At 52.8% G+C, this 16,259-nt stretch carries 16 protein-coding genes; 8 read left to right on the top strand and 8 right to left on the bottom strand.

The features are described from left to right. The first annotated feature begins 175 nt into the window (after positions 1-175). The 7 genes from MWU63_RS18765 to MWU63_RS18735 all read left to right on the top strand — a co-directional run bounded on the left by MWU63_RS18765 (position 176) and on the right by MWU63_RS18735 (position 5,018). Complete coding sequence (locus MWU63_RS18765; protein ID WP_213890941.1) at positions 176-985, top strand: sulfurtransferase/chromate resistance protein; 810 nt, start codon at positions 176-178, stop codon at positions 983-985. Beyond that, entirely contained in the window at positions 985-2,232 is a 1,248-nt protein-coding gene (gene chrA / locus MWU63_RS18760) for a chromate efflux transporter (RefSeq protein ID WP_213890940.1), read from the top strand. The genes MWU63_RS18765 and chrA overlap by 1 nt, the downstream gene beginning before the upstream one ends. A 97-nt stretch (positions 2,233-2,329) precedes the next feature. Continuing rightward, positions 2,330-2,797: a ClpXP protease specificity-enhancing factor SspB gene (locus tag MWU63_RS18755; RefSeq protein WP_213890939.1), complete on the top strand. Its 468-nt coding sequence runs from the start codon at positions 2,330-2,332 to the stop codon at positions 2,795-2,797. A 172-nt stretch (positions 2,798-2,969) separates the two neighbouring features. Then, positions 2,970-4,364 (top strand): class II fumarate hydratase, encoded by a 1,395-nt coding sequence (gene fumC / locus MWU63_RS18750; protein WP_213890938.1) that lies wholly within the window; start codon positions 2,970-2,972, stop codon positions 4,362-4,364. After that, complete coding sequence (locus tag MWU63_RS18745; RefSeq protein WP_213890937.1) at positions 4,364-4,540, top strand: DUF4169 family protein; 177 nt, start codon at positions 4,364-4,366, stop codon at positions 4,538-4,540. Before fumC ends, MWU63_RS18745 begins: the two co-directional genes overlap by 1 nt. Then, the gene (locus tag MWU63_RS18740) at positions 4,537-4,752 is read left to right on the top strand and encodes a ribbon-helix-helix domain-containing protein (RefSeq protein ID WP_213890936.1); all 216 of its coding nucleotides are present in this window, start codon (positions 4,537-4,539) and stop codon (positions 4,750-4,752) included. The genes MWU63_RS18745 and MWU63_RS18740 overlap by 4 nt, the downstream gene beginning before the upstream one ends. Before the next feature lie 35 nt (positions 4,753-4,787). Beyond that, on the top strand, positions 4,788-5,018 hold the full coding sequence (locus MWU63_RS18735; protein WP_247079439.1) for an N-(5'-phosphoribosyl)anthranilate isomerase: 231 nt from the start codon (positions 4,788-4,790) through the stop codon (positions 5,016-5,018). A gap of 67 nt (positions 5,019-5,085) precedes the next feature. On the opposite strand, the gene MWU63_RS18730 is transcribed toward MWU63_RS18735, so the two are convergent. The 3 genes from MWU63_RS18730 to MWU63_RS18720 all read right to left on the bottom strand — a co-directional run bounded on the left by MWU63_RS18730 (position 5,086) and on the right by MWU63_RS18720 (position 8,473). After that, entirely contained in the window at positions 5,086-6,441 is a 1,356-nt protein-coding gene (locus MWU63_RS18730) for a cytochrome P450 (protein ID WP_247079437.1), read from the bottom strand. Further along, positions 6,438-7,646: a hypothetical protein gene (locus MWU63_RS18725; RefSeq protein ID WP_213890933.1), complete on the bottom strand. Its 1,209-nt coding sequence runs from the start codon at positions 7,644-7,646 to the stop codon at positions 6,438-6,440. The genes MWU63_RS18730 and MWU63_RS18725 overlap by 4 nt, the downstream gene beginning before the upstream one ends. Before the next feature lie 74 nt (positions 7,647-7,720). Beyond that, positions 7,721-8,473 (bottom strand): cytochrome c biogenesis protein CcdA, encoded by a 753-nt coding sequence (locus MWU63_RS18720; protein WP_213890932.1) that lies wholly within the window; start codon positions 8,471-8,473, stop codon positions 7,721-7,723. Positions 8,474-8,583: 110 nt separating this feature from the next. On the opposite strand from MWU63_RS18720, the gene MWU63_RS18715 reads away from it, so the two are divergent. Continuing rightward, positions 8,584-8,811, top strand: a complete 228-nt coding sequence (locus MWU63_RS18715) for a sulfurtransferase TusA family protein (protein WP_213890958.1) — start codon at positions 8,584-8,586, stop codon at positions 8,809-8,811. Positions 8,812-8,890: 79 nt separating this feature from the next. Here MWU63_RS18715 and MWU63_RS18710 read toward each other — a convergent pair whose 3' ends face one another. From MWU63_RS18710 to purS, 5 genes are all read right to left on the bottom strand, one after another. After that, on the bottom strand, positions 8,891-11,671 hold the full coding sequence (locus tag MWU63_RS18710) for a ribonuclease E/G (RefSeq protein ID WP_213890931.1): 2,781 nt from the start codon (positions 11,669-11,671) through the stop codon (positions 8,891-8,893). A 520-nt stretch (positions 11,672-12,191) separates the two neighbouring features. Next, the gene (locus tag MWU63_RS18705) at positions 12,192-13,523 is read right to left on the bottom strand and encodes a sigma-54 dependent transcriptional regulator (protein ID WP_247079435.1); all 1,332 of its coding nucleotides are present in this window, start codon (positions 13,521-13,523) and stop codon (positions 12,192-12,194) included. A gap of 8 nt (positions 13,524-13,531) precedes the next feature. After that, entirely contained in the window at positions 13,532-15,298 is a 1,767-nt protein-coding gene (locus tag MWU63_RS18700) for an ATP-binding protein (RefSeq protein ID WP_213890929.1), read from the bottom strand. Positions 15,299-15,343: 45 nt separating this feature from the next. Next, positions 15,344-16,012 carry a phosphoribosylformylglycinamidine synthase subunit PurQ gene (gene purQ, locus MWU63_RS18695; protein ID WP_213890928.1) on the bottom strand — a complete coding sequence of 223 codons (669 nt, stop codon included), beginning with the start codon at positions 16,010-16,012 and terminating at the stop codon, positions 15,344-15,346. After that, positions 16,012-16,251, bottom strand: coding sequence for a phosphoribosylformylglycinamidine synthase subunit PurS (purS, locus tag MWU63_RS18690; protein WP_247079433.1), 240 nt, complete (start codon positions 16,249-16,251; stop codon positions 16,012-16,014). The genes purQ and purS overlap by 1 nt, the downstream gene beginning before the upstream one ends. Positions 16,252-16,259 lie beyond the last annotated feature (8 nt).

Here is a 16,259-nt window from a genome sequence, read left to right as displayed (position 1 = left end):
TCAGGCGTTCTGTGTAGTTGTATGTGGTTTTGTCAGATACAGGTACCTGCGCGGCCTCGCTTGACAGGTCGTCCCTTGCCATGCACTTTCCCTTTCATGGGGCTAAACGCGAACGCCCCGTGAGGCGGTAGCCCAAGTTTCGCATTCCCTGACCCATTTCTCAGCGAGGATGCCTATGCCTGCCCCAAATGAAATTTCAGTAAATCAACTCATGCGTCTGATTGGGACACCGGATGCCCCAACCATCGTGGACGTCTGCATCGACGAAGATTTTGCCGCCGATCCAAGGTTGCTGCCCGGCTCTGTCCGTCACAGCCACAAAGATATGCCTGCGCTTGCTGCCGTTCTCGACAAACAGCACGTTGTAATTGTCTGTCAGAAAGGCAAGAAACTTTCACAAGGTGTTGTAGCCTGGCTTCGCACGCAGGGTATGAACGCTGAATATCTGGCGGGTGGGCATCATGCCTGGCGTGATGCTGGCGCGCCCCTGATCCCCGCGAGCGCCCTCCCTGCCCCAGTCAACGGTTCAACGCTTTGGGTCACGCGTCACCGACCCAAAATTGACCGGATCGCGTGCCCATGGCTGATACGCCGCTTCATTGATGAAAAGGCGCAGTTTCTGTTTGTGTCCCCGTCCGAAGTTCTGGGCGTGGCAGAAAAATTTGGCGCAACCCCGTTTGATGTAGAGGACGTTCATTTCAGCCATCGTGACGAGAACTGTACCTTTGACACGATGCTCACCGAATTTGCCCTTGAGACAGAACCATTGCTGCGACTTGCCAACGTGGTCCGGGGAGCTGATACAAACCGGCACGACCTTACACCGGAATCGGCTGGGCTGCTGGCTCTGTCTGTCGGCTTATCGCGTCAATACAAAGACGACACTGAGCAGCTAAACGCCGGTATGGCGCTTTATGACGCGCTTTATCGCTGGGCGCGCGACGGGTATGAAGAAGGTCATGACTGGCCGACCGGAAAGCGCTGATGAACGATATCTCTTTACGCGAATTCACGCGCATCTTCACCCGCATCGGCATTCTGTCGTTTGGCGGCCCTGCCGCACAAATCGCGCTTATGCACCGCGAACTGGTCGATGAGCGCCCCTGGCTGACCGAACAGCAATTCCTGAGTGCACTGTCTTTTTGCATGTTGCTACCGGGGCCAGAGGCAATGCAGCTTGCAACCTATGCCGGCTGGCGCTTGCGCGGCGTACCGGGTGGTTTGATTGCCGGGTTGCTGTTTGTTGTCCCCGGCGCACTGTTTATGCTGGGGCTCAGCATGGCCTACGCCGCCTACGGTGCCGTTCCATTGATCAATGCGTTGTTTCTTGGGGTTAAAGCCACCGTTGTGGTCGTCGTTGTCGAAGCCTTGCTTCGCATATCAAGAAAGGCCCTGAAGGGCCGTGCGCACTGGGTGATTGCCGGGCTTTCCTTTGTTGGAATATTTTTCCTGGATCTGCCTTTTCCGTTGATAATCTTGCTGGCCGGAGCATACGGCTATTTCATGGCCAAAGCGCCGGACACCCCGGCAAAACGTGACCAAGTTAAACTGCCTTTTAAAGCCCTGGGAATCTGGCTTTCACTCTGGTGGGCACCAATCGCCTTGCTGTGGGCGTCTGGTGCGACAATGCTTGCTCAGGTTGGGCTGTTTTTCTCAAAGCTCGCTGTTGTGACCTTTGGCGGCGCGTATGCGGTGTTGGCGTATATGGCACAGGAAGTTGTTGCAGACAAAGGGTGGCTTACCACCCCTCAGATGATGGATGGGCTTGGCCTCGCGGAAACAACGCCGGGGCCGCTCATTCTGGTAACGGAATTCGTTGGCTATCAAGCCGGGTTTGGAAGTGGTGGTCTGTTTCTTGGGGTCATCGCTGCCCTCGTAACCCTCTGGGTCACCTTTGTGCCCTGTTTTCTATGGATTTTCGTTGGTGCGCCCTACATCGACTGGCTCTCGCATATGCCGCGCCTGTCTGCGGGTTTGCGTGCAATCACGGCCGCAGTTGTTGGCGTCATTTTGAACCTGTCGCTTTGGTTCGGCCTGCATGTATTGTTCGCAACGGTGGATGAACGCAGTTTTGGGGTTCTCAGCGCACCGGTTCCCTCCCTGTCTTCAATTGATCTGGTTGCGCTTGGTTTGGCGATCTGTGCTGGCGTTCTGCTGCTTTGGAAACACTGGAGCCTGCCGCTCGTGCTGGGCCTTGCCGCTTTGGCGTCGGCGGCCATCTCATTGATCTGAAATCAAAGCTGGGTAACGATATTTTGCCTTACAGACCCTTCCCTTCGACATCAAATACCTTATGCTGATGGTACGATCCAACTAAAGGCTCATTCCCATGTCACGCACCATTGAATATGGAAACCTGATGCACCGCGCCATGCGACGGCTGATTCAGGAAGTGTTGACCGATGTGGCCGAAAACGGCCTGCCCGGGGTGCATCATTTCTTCATCACATTTGACACGCTGCACCCCGACGTGAAAATCGCCGATTGGCTGAACGAGCGTTACCCAGACGAAATGACCGTCGTTATGCAGCATTGGTTTGACGGGCTCGAGGTGACGGATGAAGGCTTTTCCGTCACACTGAATTTTGGTGACCAGCCTGAACCGCTCTATATCCCTTACGATTCAATCGTCACTTTTGTTGACCCGTCCGTTGAATTTGGACTGCGCTTTGAAACGCATGATTCCGAAGAAGAGGACGACGACGAAGATGCGGCAGAAGCACCGATGGCGGTAGACGAACCGGAAGACGAACATCACGACGCCGAAGTCGTCAGCCTTGACAGTTTCCGCAAGTAGCGCAGCGTTCTGATTTCCACCTCAGTTTTGGTGCTTTCAAGCGGCCAAGTTGGATATTGTCTTTTCATCTGCGACAAGTACGTTTCACGTGTCTTGGTCTTCAGCCCGGATGTCGCATTGATTTCCTGCCCATGCACGTTAGAAAAGGCGCCAACGCCTGAGGAGAGCATTGATGACCAACACCCGCACCGAAACCGACAGCTTTGGCCCACTGGAAGTTCCAAGTGAAAAATACTGGGGCGCACAGACCCAGCGCAGCCTGATGAACTTTCCTATTGGCTGGGAAAAGCAGCCCGTCGCGATTGTACGTGCTCTTGGGGTGATCAAACAGGCTTGTGCCGAGGCAAACATGGAAAGCGGAAACCTTGACGCAGAAAAAGGTAAAGCCATTGTTCAGGCCGCAGGCGAAGTCGTCGCAGGTCAATTTGACGACAACTTTCCACTTGTCGTCTGGCAGACAGGGTCCGGCACCCAATCCAATATGAACGCGAACGAAGTCATCGCGAACCGCGCCATTGAAATTCTTGGTGGTGTAATTGGCTCCAAAGACCCGGTGCATCCGAATGATCACTGCAACATGGGTCAGTCATCAAACGACACATTTCCGACCGCTATGCACATTGCAACTGCAATGACAGCGCATAACGTTTTGATTCCAGGACTTGAAAAGCTGCACGCGGCGCTTGAAGCCAAGGTCGCTGAGTTCGAGGGCATCATCAAAATCGGTCGCACCCATACGATGGATGCAACGCCACTGACGCTGGCACAGGAGTTTTCGGGATATGCGCATCAGGTCGCGATGGGCCTGCAACGTGTGAAAACCTCTTTGGCGCATATTTATGAACTGGCACAAGGCGGCACCGCTGTCGGCACAGGCCTGAACACACGTATCGGCTGGGGCGTAACCGTTGCTGCCAATATGGCCCGCATCACCGGCCTGCCCTTTGTTACAGCACCCAACAAATTCGAAGCCCTCGCAGCACACGACGCGATGGTCGAAATCTCGGGTTCGCTAAAAACAGTTGCAGCATCGCTGTTCAAAATCGCCAACGATATCCGCCTGCTTGGTTCAGGCCCCCGCTGCGGTCTGGGCGAACTGATGTTGCCAGAAAATGAGCCCGGCTCTTCCATCATGCCGGGCAAAGTTAACCCAACCCAATGCGAGGCGCTTACGCAGGTTTGCGCACATGTCTTTGGAAATGACGCGGCTGTTGGCTTTGCCGGCTCTCAGGGGCATTTTGAGCTGAACGTTTACAAACCAATGATGGCGTACAACGTTTTGCAATCCATGCAACTATTGGGTGATGCCGCCGCTGCATTTACCGACAACTGTGTTGTGGGCATTCGCGCTGATCGTGACCGGATAGAAAAACTGATGCGGGAATCGCTGATGCTGGTTACGGCCCTTGCCCCAACCATTGGGTATGACAATGCAACCAAGGTGGCAAAAACTGCGCATAAGAATGGAACCACACTGAAGGAAGAGGCAATCAACCTTGGTCTTGTTGACGCCGAAACTTTCGAAAAGGTTGTCCGGCCTGAAAACATGATTGGCCCCAAAAGCTAATGGCGAAAATCACGAACCTTTCTCGTGCGCGCAAGACATGTGCACGAGAACAGGACCGCGCCAAGGCGGATGCGAATGCGGCACGCTTCGGGCGCACGAAGATGCAGAAAGACGCAGAGGCGGAAAGCGCCGAAAAGCTGCGCAAACATCTTGACCAACACCGGAACGAAGAATGAGCACGCGTCCCAAAAAACGTTCGCTCACATTGCACGGCCATCGAACGAGCGTGACGCTTGAAGATGAATTTTGGAACGCGTTTCGAGACATCGCATCTGAGCGAGATCAGCCAATCAACGCTCTCGCCGCTGAAATTGATGACACGCGCGGTCAGGAAATTGGCCTGGCCTCTGCAATTCGTCTTTTTGTGCTGGCATACTATCAGGATTAACCAAATCTTAAGGTAATCTGACACAGCTTAGCGGCATGTCGAATCTAACAGAGCTCATGCCACCGCAAATTTGGCTTCGCCAGATATTTGATGCGAAATCCGCGCGCGATGGCGGCATCGTCAGGCGAAAAACAAAGGACGTCGAACGTATCGTCGGCAGGACTGCGCTTGAAATGGAACTTCGCAGACGCGGGTTTCATGCGGTTGAAAACGCTGGTCAAATTGTCATCTTCTGCAACAACGCTCCCGTCAAAATAATCAGTTGAATTTGAGCGCCAAAAATCCTTTCAAAGGATTTTGCAAGACTTTTCACAAAAGTCTTGGACCCTTCAATTAACGTCGCGATATTTTCAACCAAATTCCGTCCCTTGCCCGCACAGTCAAATGCGCAACCGGGACCGGCGTGCGTTCCGAGACAATTTCAAACCTAAAATGCTTTAGCACCTTGGAAAGTATGAGCGGCCCCTCAACCATCGCAAACCCCGCGCCCGTGCAAACCCGCGGACCTGACGAAAATGGAATGAACGCCTCTCGTTGACATTGCTTACCGTTCTCCGTGGCCCAGCGGCCCGGATCAAAAGCATCCGGGTTGTCCCACAGTCTCTCGTGCCGGTGTAGATGCCAGGGGCTTATCACCATTTGTGAACCCGGCTTGATGTCGCGGTCTCGAAAGTGCTCTGGACAGCTGTTTTCCCGCACCATCATCGGAACAGGTGGGTACAAACGCAGAGTTTCCCGGAACACATCTTTGCTTAACTTCAGCTTGGAAGTCATTGTAAAATCTATATCTTCCAAAATATCGGCTTCGCGTACCAGCCGCTCCTGCCACTCTGGAAAAAGCGCCATAAGGTAAAGCGACCAGGCAAGTGCTGATGCGCTGGTTTCATGTCCGGCCAGAAAGAAGATCGCCACCTGATCAACCATTTCCTCAGTAGAAAACGTTTCGCCTGTTACAGGGTCGGCCATTGTCATAATTTTGGTTGCAAGATCATCGGGGGCCGTTCCCAATTCAATTTTGGCCATGCGTTCGCGCGTAAGTTCCGCAATTAGTGATCTTATTTCGCGCGCTGTTCGTTTGGTTTTTGATTTGAAGAACCGAGGAACCCAACCCGGAACCGGCAAGAACGCTGCTAGGTTCAGAATTGGCTGTGTCCTCTGATAGGCGCGAAACTGGTTGAAGACCTGATTTGCGGTTTCGTGTTCAATCGGGATTGAAAACAATGTCCGAAAAATCACATCAGCGGCGACATGGCTTGTTTCTTGCTCAATCTCAATGGGCGCATCATTGCAAAGCGTCCCTAACCTTTCCACCGCGGCCTCAGCCGCCGCCCACATCGCCGGAAACGTATCGCGAAGTCGCCCGCCTTCAAATGCCGGGTCGATAATTCTGCGCTGACGCTTCCACTGCTCGCCATTGGTTAAGAAAACGGAGTTTCCGAGCAAGGGGCGCAACCCTTCCCCCACCCTGTCAGACTTCGGAAAATCATCCGGGCGCTGGTTCAACACGGTTTTCACAAGATCTGGTTGGTTGAGCAGATAGGAGCGGAAAAACACTGTCCGAAACTCTGCCATCCACGCACGATACAGTTTTGCTGGCTGCGCAGAGAGGATGTCTTTGCGAAACAGTCGCGCATATCTCCAGAGCGAAACCTTGGGCGGGCGGCTTTGGGGTTTCGGTGGGAGCGTCACGCCGTCATTTCCTGGTACGGAGACAAAGGAGCCTCGATACGTGACGTAGACGGCGCACGCCCCGCAAATCGTGATACCAAAGTCTTGGGCCCAGCGGTGATCTGGAAATAGTCGTAATCGCCTGGTTGATCGAACGCACAAAGATATTGGAAATGCAGCCTGAAAAACCGCCATCGCAACTCTTTCCACCTTTCAGGGCTCAGGGTTTGACTGAAAGCCGCTGAAAGCACCAGCGGCCAGCGTTTGCCCTCTGGCGCCACCCCTGACACAGAAACCGGGTCGCACAGGGCAAATGCGCACCCATCACCCGGCGCTGTGACATCCACCCAGGTCAGTTCTTCACGAGCAGAAAGATAGTTTAGATCCGCGCGCAATCTGTACGCTTTAGGCAGAAAAGAAACCATTGGCACAACCTGCCCAAGCGTCAGGAACGAAAGCTTAGGCCCAACCCTTGGAACGCCTCCTTCGCGGATCACATCAGCAAGAATGGAAACACCAAGCGACGCGCCAGAAGAATGCCCAACAACCAAAACCTCATCCACGTCGTCCTTAAGGGCCGTGGAGATTTCGCCAGCAAACTCTGAAATGCGTTTTTCCAGTTCTGGCGGATTGGCACCACGCGACCGCGCAGAATAAGAATAATCATGCATCAGGTAGTAAACGAAAAGCTTGCTATCAATTTTCCGAAAGTACCGAAGGGACGACACAATCACGACCAAAGCCACCGGCCAAGAGGCCCAAGGATGCAGCAACGCACTGAAAGCAGCCGCAAGCCAAGCTAGAAGCAGCGCCAGAACCAATTGTAACACCAACATAAAAATCGGATAAAGTGCTGCAATAACAGGGCCTTTTCGGGTCTTCATCAACTGCCAAAACGCGCCCGAAGATATATACGTCCAGGCGGTTCGCACCATAAGCAGATAGGTCATCGGAATATTCATCTCCATCGATGATTTCACGATGTCGGACCAGACAAGAACCTCAAAATCTGTCTTTGTCTTAACGCCTTCAATCTCTGCTTCGACATGCCAGGCATATCGTCCGCCACCAGATTTCGGAGTAAGTGTAAGCGTGTATCCTGAAATCGCAGCCTGCCCTGCACCTTCCCTCCGGTACAGTTCGCGGTAGCGCCTTGGCGAGATTGGGTCATAGCCGGGAATGTAGAACACCCGCCGCCTAACCACCTTTTGTTGCCCGTCTGACATTTGCCTGCCTTTGCTACGCTCAGCAAAGACTAGCGAAGGTTCTGCGCGAAATTAAGCCCTGAAAACAGCAATGCTCAGCCAAAGTTCTGTAAGACCGGGAATTTCTCATTCAGCCACCAGGCAAGATCGGTAAATTTACCCGTTACCATCATCAAACCCACGGTCCAGAGCAAAAGGCCCATGGTCCGCTCTATCTGCATCATATGCCGTTTCATCCAAGCAATCACCCCGGTCATGCTGGGAAAGAACGCAGCAACCAGCAGGAACGGGATGCCAAGCCCCATCGCATAGACCGCAAGCAAAAAACCACCTCGTGAAACAGACCCATCCTGTGCCGCAATAGACAGGATCATCCCTAGCTGAGGTCCGATACATGGCGTCCAGCCAAAGGCGAACGCCAGCCCCAACAGATAAGCCCCAAAGGCAGACCCCCCTTTGTCACCCGCATCAATCCGCGCCTCACGGTCCAGAATGGGAATACGGTACACACCCACAAAATGCGCCCCAAAAACCATAACAACGACGCCAGATAGGATGACGAACCATTCCTGGTTTTGCAAAAAGAACCGCCCGAACACAGAGGCCGTCGCGCCTAACAGGATAAAAACGGTCGATAGCCCCAAAATAAAGAAAAATGCGGAAAGCACCGCCCGGCGGCGCGCCGTTCTGACTTCGCCCATTTCGCTGATCGTAATACCGCCCATATAGGCAAGATACGGCGGTACTATTGGCAGGACACAAGGGCTGAGAAACGACAATAGACCGCCTAACAATGCAACGATCATCGAGGGCACGAGGCTGGCGTCAAACAGGTCAATTCCGAACATCTGAAGTTCCTTCTTTCCCATGCAATACGCGAACAATCGCATCAGGTCACGGGCACATAAAGTAACATTGCCGTGGACAAGTTGTGGCAACCCTCCTATCTCGCTGGTCTATGAAATGGAATGATGAAATTGATGCTCTTGGCTTGTTGTGCCCACTGCCGGTGCTAAAAGCACGCAAACGCCTGAAAGCCATGGAAAGTGGTCAGGTTTTGCGCCTTTTTGCGGACGATCCGGCTGCGGTCGTTGATGTCCCGCATTTCTGTGCCGAGGGTGGCCACACGCTCGTTGCTTCGGAACGCGCCGGCGCGACGCAGGTTTATTTCATTCGCAAAGGCTAAAAGTAACGCATTTGACCCGCACATGAAAACGCCGGGGTAAACCCCGGCGTCTATCGTTCAATATTGATCTGTTAGCTAATCAGCGACCGAGTGACCACCAGCCCTTTTTCTTGGACTTGGGTTCTGCGGTTTCAGACACGTCTGCGGTACTTGGCGCAGCAGAAAGTGCTGCGACACGCGTCGTTTCATCTGCCGCAGGTTCAATTGGAACAGGCTGGCTTATCGCAACAGGCTCTGGCGCAGGCAGGTCAGGCTTTGCGTTCTCTTTCGTCTCTCCACCTTCTTCAGAAGCTGCGGTTTCTTTTTGCTTTGCTTCTTTTGCGAGTGCAGCCTTGGATTTTGCCCTGGGTTTGGCAGGTGCGCGCTTGCGTGCTGGCTTTTTAGCAGGTTGCATCTCTGTTTCAACTGCCGCGCTGTCGGTTGTTACAACCTCTTCAACCACAGTTTCTGGCGCAGCGTCTGTCACCACATCAGTTTCTGCAACCTTCGCCTTTGGCGTACGCCGACGTGGCACACGTTTTCTTGGCTTCTTCTCAGGTTCGGCTTCCGCTGTCTCGGCAACCACAACTGTAGCATCGCTGTTAGAGGTGGGTTCAGAAACAACGGCCTCCGCTGCCGCTACCGGTTCAGGGCTTTGCCCTTCATCTCTTTCTTGAGATCCCGCTGCCTCGGTATCAGCAGACCCGGTCTCTTGTTCCTGAGGCTGGTTTTGCCCGTTCCCACTACGACGACGACGACGGCGACGACGGCGCTTTTTAGGCTGCGGAGCCTGCTCTTCAGCATTTGCTGCGGGTGCCTCGACAATCACCTCAGCCTCTTCAATGCTGTCAATCTGATCCATCAACGAGGTATCCACAGATACGACCGCATCGCTTGTAACCGGGACAACTCTGGTCGCTGTCTTGAACCGCTCAATCGTGAAATCCGGGCTGACGAGATGAGGATCAGCTTCCACACGAACTGACAAACCATATCGCCCTTCGATCTGGGCAATATGTTCCCGCTTGTTGTTCATCAGGAAGTTCATAATCCCGATTGGGGCTTTTAACAGAACTTCACGCGAACGACGGCGAACACCTTCTTCTTCAAGCTGACGCAGAATCGAAAGTGCCAGATTGTCATCGGAACGGATCAAACCAGTACCATGGCAATGGTGACACGGCTGAGTCGTTGTTTCGATCATGCCGGGGCGAAGGCGCTGACGAGACATCTCCATCAGACCAAAACCAGAAATCCGGCCAATCTGAATACGGGCGCGATCAGTTTTCAGCTTGTCTTTCATGCGCTTTTCGACAGCGGCATTATTACGCCGGTCTTCCATGTCGATAAAGTCGATGACAATCAGACCCGCAAGGTCGCGTAGGCGCAACTGACGCGCAACCTCTTCAGCAGCTTCAAGATTGGTTTTGGTTGCCGTTTCCTCGATCGAATTTTCTTTGGTCGCGCGGCCAGAGTTCACGTCAATTGCCACAAGCGCCTCTGTCACGCCGATAACAATGTACCCGCCCGACTTCAGCTGAACCGTTGGGTTGAACATACCAGCCAGATAGGTTTCCACCTGAAAACGGGCAAACAAGGGCAGTGCTTCGTGATACCGTTTCACATTCTTGGCGTGGGACGGCATGATCATTTTCATGAAATCCTTGGCAACACGATAGCCCGCCTCGCCTTCGACAAAAACTTCGTCAATCTCACGATTGTACAGGTCACGAATTGATCGCTTGATCAGATCGCCTTCTTCGTAAATTTTAGCTGGTGCCGTTGATTTCAGCGTTAATTCGCGAATTTGTTCCCACAACCTTTGCAGGTATTCATAGTCGCGTTTGATTTCAGATTTGGTGCGCTGAGCACCCGCCGTGCGGATAATCAGCCCCGCCCCTTGCGGAACATCAATCTCTGTCGCGATTTCTTTCAGTTTTTTACGGTCTGCGGCATTGGTGATTTTGCGGCTGATACCGCCCCCGCGCGCAGTATTCGGCATCAGAACGCAATAGCGCCCTGCAAGCGAAAGATAGGTGGTGAGTGCAGCGCCTTTGTTGCCGCGCTCTTCCTTTACGACCTGAACCAGAAGAATCTGGCGAACCTTGATCACTTCCTGAATTTTATAGCGGCGCACGCGCGGCTTGCGCGGCTGACGAATTTCTTCTGTTACATCTTCATCAGCGACAGATTCAATCTGGTCGTCTTTTTCAGAAGCATCCGCCCTGGGATTTGCGTCAGAATCTGTATCTTCATCGTCACTGTCATCATCTGCAGCTTGGATAACTAAGTTACCTTCCTCAGAGGCGTCAACCGTAACTGGCTGTTCGTCATTCTCTGACACAGCTTCTTCATCAACACTCTCTTCGGATGCTGGTGTCTCGACAGGAGTCTCTGCAACCAACTCCATTGGCGAACTGCCCTCAAGCGTTTCTTCGCCAAGGTCAACAAGATCCATCCCGTTAATTTCAGTGTCTTTTGTCTCAATCGCGTCGTCAGATTTTACATCTTCAGCTTTTGATCTGGAACGAGAACGTGACCGCCGTTTCTTAGGCGCCGGTTTATTTTCCTCTTCATCATCAAGTGACTTGGCATAAGCGCGTTCTTCTTCGAGCAACGCTTCGCGATCTGCCACAGGAATCTGGTAATAATCTGGGTGAATCTCGGAAAAAGCCAGAAATCCGTGACGGTTCCCGCCGTAGTCAACAAACGCCGCCTGAAGCGACGGTTCGACACGTGTAACTTTTGCCAGATATATATTGCCAGCTAGCTGGCGTTTATTTTCAGATTCAAAGTCGAATTCCTCAACCTTGTTTCCGTCGACCACCACGATGCGGGTTTCTTCCGCGTGGGTGGCGTCGATGAGCATTTTCTTAGCCATATTTTCTCTTTGCACACGCGCCGTCGCTCTAACCCCGGTGGGGTAGAAGACGGTCTGCTGTGTCTTGTTTGGGCGAGGTTGGACACGTGGGAACGCGACAGGCCGACCAAACTGGCCCCCGTGCTGCTTCCCATTCTCAATGCGCGTCTCATCGCGGTTCTTCTCCGATGCCTAAAGGGGCACCTGTTAAAACGCCCGGCCGAAATCGGCATCACAGGCAAATTTCTGGTCTCACGACCACATCGGTCTGTTCTGGAATGCAGGGAATTTTACCTGCTGTGCCTCATGAACAGCGAAACTTATCAAAGTGGCCTCGGTTTTTTGTCGGACCACCGTAGGGTGAACATAAGGGCGATTGCACCGAGATTACAATGGCGAAAATCAACAGGACGCCCCGCCCTTCGACGATGACCGCAGGGCCTGTCCCCCAAAAACACTACCAAAAGACTCAAATCTTTAAATAATTTTAAAATTTGCAGTTCGAATAGTGTTGCTTTTTGTTCTGAAAAAGATTTACAGCTTAAAGATAATCAGACCTCTGCAAGCTGTATTTAGCCATTTTTTCATTTAAAGTGCGCCGCGGCAGACAAAGTTCGTCCATCACATTGACGATCGAGCCCTTGTGACGTCGCATTGTATTGTCGATCAACATCCGCTCAAATGCTTCAACATATTCTTTCAAAGGTTTGCCTTCCGTCGTCATCACAGGCTGCGTTTCATCGTTATCCGCCATCAACAGGCTTGCTATTGTTCCAGACCCACGCCGATTTTGCAGAACTGCCCGCTCTGCAATATTTATCAGCTGACGCACGTTTCCGGGCCATGGTGCCTGTAGCAGCTGCGCAGCCTCTTGCGCACTGACCTGCGGTGCATCACAGCCGTATTCTTCAGCAAACTGTTCACTAAGGCGCGTAAACAGAACAAGCACGTCCTCACCCCTTTGGCGGAGCGGTGGCAGCGTGATCTTCATTGCTGCAAGCCTATAAAACAGGTCTGGCCGCAACGCATCTTCGCAGGTTTTGTTCTGCTCCTGGAGATTGCAAATCGCGACGACGCGGGTTTCCGCCGGGCTGCCTTGCTCATTGATGAAGGACAGTAAACGTGCCTGCGAGGTCTGGCTGAGCGCTTCTATATCTTCAAGCACCAGCGTTCCGCCGCGCGCTTCTTCAACATGCGGAAGTGAGCCACCTTCCTCCATCGGGCCAAACAACCGTTTGCAAAGCTCATCTTCCTCATGCGCCGCACAGGACAAAAGAACAAATCGCTTTCCCGCCCGTGGCCCAACAGCATGCAGTGCATGAGCAACGAGCGATTTTCCGGTGCCGGTTTCCCCATCGATCAGAACATGGCCATCTGCCTGCCCCAGGTCGAGTATGTCTTCGCGAAGACGATCCATCACCGGCGAAGCGCCAATCAGTTTTTTGATGATTGTCGTGCCATCCCCCAGTTCGCGGCGCAAAGCACGGTTGTCCAGCGTCAGGCGGCGCGCCTGTGTCGCCTTTTTGGCGAGCTCGGTCATCCGGTCTGGATTGAACGGTTTTTCCAGAAAATCATAGGCACCGACGCGCATGGCTTCGACCGCCATTGGCACATCACCATGCCCGGTGATCATGATAACTGGCAGCGCACTATCAACGCTCATCAGTTTCTTGAGAAACTGCATCCCGTCCATACCCGGCATCTTTATATCCGAGACAACAATGCCCGGATAATCATTTGCCAGCCCTTTCAGCGCGTCCTCGGCGCTGGAAAAAGTTTCGGTGTCAAATCCGGACAATGCAAGCCACTGACTAATGGATTGCCGCATGTCCTGCTCGTCGTCTACGATTGCTATCTTCATGGCCTGCGCCATTCATGCCCTCATTCGGCTGCTTCGATTTCTTCACTTAATATGGGGAGTTGCACTTCAAATACAGCCCCACCCTTTACAGCGTTCCTTGCGGTTAGCCGCCCTCCGAGGTCGTTTACGATACCCGAGGAAATTGCAAGCCCAAGCCCGACCCCGTCTCCGGGGCGCTTTGTGGTATAAAATGGCTCAAACAGGTTATCGAGGTCTTCAATACCTGCACCGTTATCACGTATGGTCAATGTTGCGGTCTCACCTGCGGAAAGCAGTATTTCAATTTCAGGAGATTCTGCAGTTTTCGTTGCATCAAGCGCGTTCCGGAAAAGGTTGATGATGACCTGCTCCAGACGCAACCCATCCGCCATAACCATAACCGGATGTCGCGGAATCGTCGTTGTGATTTTTACCTGACGGCTTTTCAGCTGGGGTTCCATCATCGATAGTGCCGAAGATATCGCATACCGCGTATCGACAGGCACAAACTCTTCGCCGCCTTTCCTGGCATAGCTTTTCAACTGACGGGTGATCGCACCCATTCTTTCGATCAGATCGTCTATGCGCTGAAACGATGACATGGCTTCGTCCGGTCGTTTTCTCTGCAACAACAGGCGTGCGCCGGCAAGGTAGGTTTTCATTGCCGCAAGGGGTTGGTTAAGTTCATGGCTGACAGCCGCTGACATTTCACCTAAAGCCGCAAGTTTTGACGACTGCGCCAGCGTTTGTTCGGCGACTTCGAGGTCTTTTTCCACTTTTTCACGCTCAGCAATCTCTCGTTGCAGCCGTGCATTCAATTGGCGGAGATCAGCTGACTCCCGCTGAAATATCATCGATCGAACCAGCGCTTTACGGGACAAAAGATAAAAGGTCAGCGCAAGCAACATTGCAAATGTCATGATTTCAAGCGCCAAAAACCCGTTTACTCGTTCGCGCACGGAATTGAAGGTTGTGAAGGACGCGATCCGCCATCCCTGAAACGGAACGCGCGTTTCCAGCCGCATAACCGCCTCGCCCTGCAAATATGCGTCTGGCGGCAGTGCTGCCCAATCTGCTGTTGCCTGAAGCGCACGCGCAATCGCAGATGGTGCAGAACGCGCCTCTAACGCCTCTTCTTCTCTCAGACCACGCCATTTTGGCTCGGTTGCAAGAATTATTTTCCCTTCACTGTTCAGCACTAAAACAGCGTCTGCTGCAATGCCGGCCCAACGCGTTTCAAACTGTCGCAGATCAACTTCAACAACAATGACGCCAATACTGCGTGAGCCCATCTCGATCTTGCGTGAATAGGTGAACAACGTGCCACGGCTATCGTTATTAACAGTTTGAAATACTGTATCGTTAGAACGAACTGCCTCAACAAAATACGCTTCTGCGCGATGCGAAGAGCCGATCAGATTTCTGTCCGTCGCGGCCACGACCCGCCCGTCGTCATCCAGCAAGAGAAGTGAGGCCGCGCCGATTTCGTCAAGGTAGGATATCAACCGTTGCGTTGACTGAGAAAAATCACCGGAATTCAATGCACCTATCAACGAAGGGTCACGCGCTAAAAGCTGCGGTACGATCGAGTTGCGCTTCAATTCACTCAGCAAGTTGCCGGAATAGAGAGAAAGGCGAAGTTCCCCTTTGTTCCGTGTGGTTTCCGTGAACCGTTCAGTCAGTAAAATGTTGGTATACCAAACCACCGCAACGACGACAAAAACCATAACGCTCAGAATCCCGCGCAACCGCCAAGACATGCGCACAGATTTGGATTCGGCTTTCACCAGGGAGTTATCGGCAGTCATGGTGTAAATTTACGCGCGATACTGCCGACGCTCAAGACAAACTCCTCAGGCAGCAACCAGTGAGTCAGCCAACGCGCGGAAAAGCGCCGTACCGTCCGTACCTCCGAGGCGGGAATCTGCCGCCCGTTCGGGATGTGGCATCATTCCAAGCACCCTACGGTTTTCAGATAGAACGCCCGCGATATCTGCAGTAGACCCATTTGGGTTGTCGCCATAGGTGAAAGCGATGCGATCATCGCCCTTCAATCTGCCCAGCGTCTCCGGGTCAACGTTGTAATTCCCATCGTGATGCGCAATCGGAATGTTGATGTTCTGTCCTTTGGTATAGCCGCGCGTAAAGGCCGAGTTTGCTGTCTGAACAGTCAATGGAACGTATTTGCAGATATAATGAAGGTCCGCGTTACGTAGCAAGGCCCCCGGCAGCAAGCCTGTTTCAGTCAAAATCTGAAAACCATTGCAGATACCAAGGACATACCCACCTTTACCTGCAAAATTTACAACAGAACGGCAAATTGGTGATTGCGCTGCAATTGCACCGCACCTCAGATAGTCACCAAAGGAAAACCCACCTGGCACCGCCACGAGGTCAAGCCCCGCAGGAAGCTCTTTGTCCTTGTGCCAGACCATCTGAACATCGGCGCCTGCCTGCTCTAGAGCGACAACAAGATCACGGTCGCAATTTGACCCCGGAAAAACAATAACCGCAGCGCGCATCAGGCGATCTCCACCGAATAGCTTTCTATTACCGTATTTGCGAGCAGCTTTTCGCACATTTTGGCAACCGAAGCTTCTGCCTTTGCCTTGTCAGTTTCGGTAAGGTCAAGCTCTATTACCTTCCCTTGCCGTACAGCTTCAACCCCTTCGAAACCAAGGGTACCAAGGGCATGGCGCACAGCTTCTCCTTGCGGGTCCAGAACACCATTTTTAAGCATGACATGAACACGGGCTTTCATCGGGCTAT

Origin of the sequence: Pseudohalocynthiibacter sp. F2068 (assembly GCF_023015645.1) — a bacterium.
Taxonomy (GTDB): Bacteria; Pseudomonadota; Alphaproteobacteria; order Rhodobacterales; family Rhodobacteraceae; genus Pseudohalocynthiibacter; species Pseudohalocynthiibacter aestuariivivens.
Note: the sequence above shows the minus strand (reverse complement) of the source record. Positions and strands in the feature narration are given on the sequence as shown.

Excerpts from the sequence above, each read along its gene's own strand:
- MWU63_RS18765 (WP_213890941.1), top strand. The coding sequence starts at position 176 with ATGCCTGCCCCAAATGAAATTTCAGTAAATCAACTCATGCGTCTGATT.
- chrA (WP_213890940.1), top strand. The coding sequence starts at position 985 with ATGAACGATATCTCTTTACGCGAATTCACGCGCATCTTCACCCGCATC.
- MWU63_RS18755 (WP_213890939.1), top strand. The coding sequence starts at position 2,330 with ATGTCACGCACCATTGAATATGGAAACCTGATGCACCGCGCCATGCGA.
- fumC (WP_213890938.1), top strand. The coding sequence starts at position 2,970 with ATGACCAACACCCGCACCGAAACCGACAGCTTTGGCCCACTGGAAGTT.
- MWU63_RS18745 (WP_213890937.1), top strand. The coding sequence starts at position 4,364 with ATGGCGAAAATCACGAACCTTTCTCGTGCGCGCAAGACATGTGCACGA.
- MWU63_RS18740 (WP_213890936.1), top strand. The coding sequence starts at position 4,537 with ATGAGCACGCGTCCCAAAAAACGTTCGCTCACATTGCACGGCCATCGA.
- MWU63_RS18735 (WP_247079439.1), top strand. The coding sequence starts at position 4,788 with ATGTCGAATCTAACAGAGCTCATGCCACCGCAAATTTGGCTTCGCCAG.
- MWU63_RS18725 (WP_213890933.1), bottom strand. The coding sequence starts at position 7,646 with ATGTCAGACGGGCAACAAAAGGTGGTTAGGCGGCGGGTGTTCTACATT.
- MWU63_RS18720 (WP_213890932.1), bottom strand. The coding sequence starts at position 8,473 with ATGTTCGGAATTGACCTGTTTGACGCCAGCCTCGTGCCCTCGATGATC.
- MWU63_RS18715 (WP_213890958.1), top strand. The coding sequence starts at position 8,584 with ATGAAATGGAATGATGAAATTGATGCTCTTGGCTTGTTGTGCCCACTG.
- MWU63_RS18710 (WP_213890931.1), bottom strand. The coding sequence starts at position 11,671 with ATGGCTAAGAAAATGCTCATCGACGCCACCCACGCGGAAGAAACCCGC.
- MWU63_RS18705 (WP_247079435.1), bottom strand. The coding sequence starts at position 13,523 with ATGGCGCAGGCCATGAAGATAGCAATCGTAGACGACGAGCAGGACATG.
- MWU63_RS18700 (WP_213890929.1), bottom strand. The coding sequence starts at position 15,298 with ATGACTGCCGATAACTCCCTGGTGAAAGCCGAATCCAAATCTGTGCGC.
- purQ (WP_213890928.1), bottom strand. The coding sequence starts at position 16,012 with ATGCGCGCTGCGGTTATTGTTTTTCCGGGGTCAAATTGCGACCGTGAT.
- purS (WP_247079433.1), bottom strand. The coding sequence starts at position 16,251 with ATGAAAGCCCGTGTTCATGTCATGCTTAAAAATGGTGTTCTGGACCCG.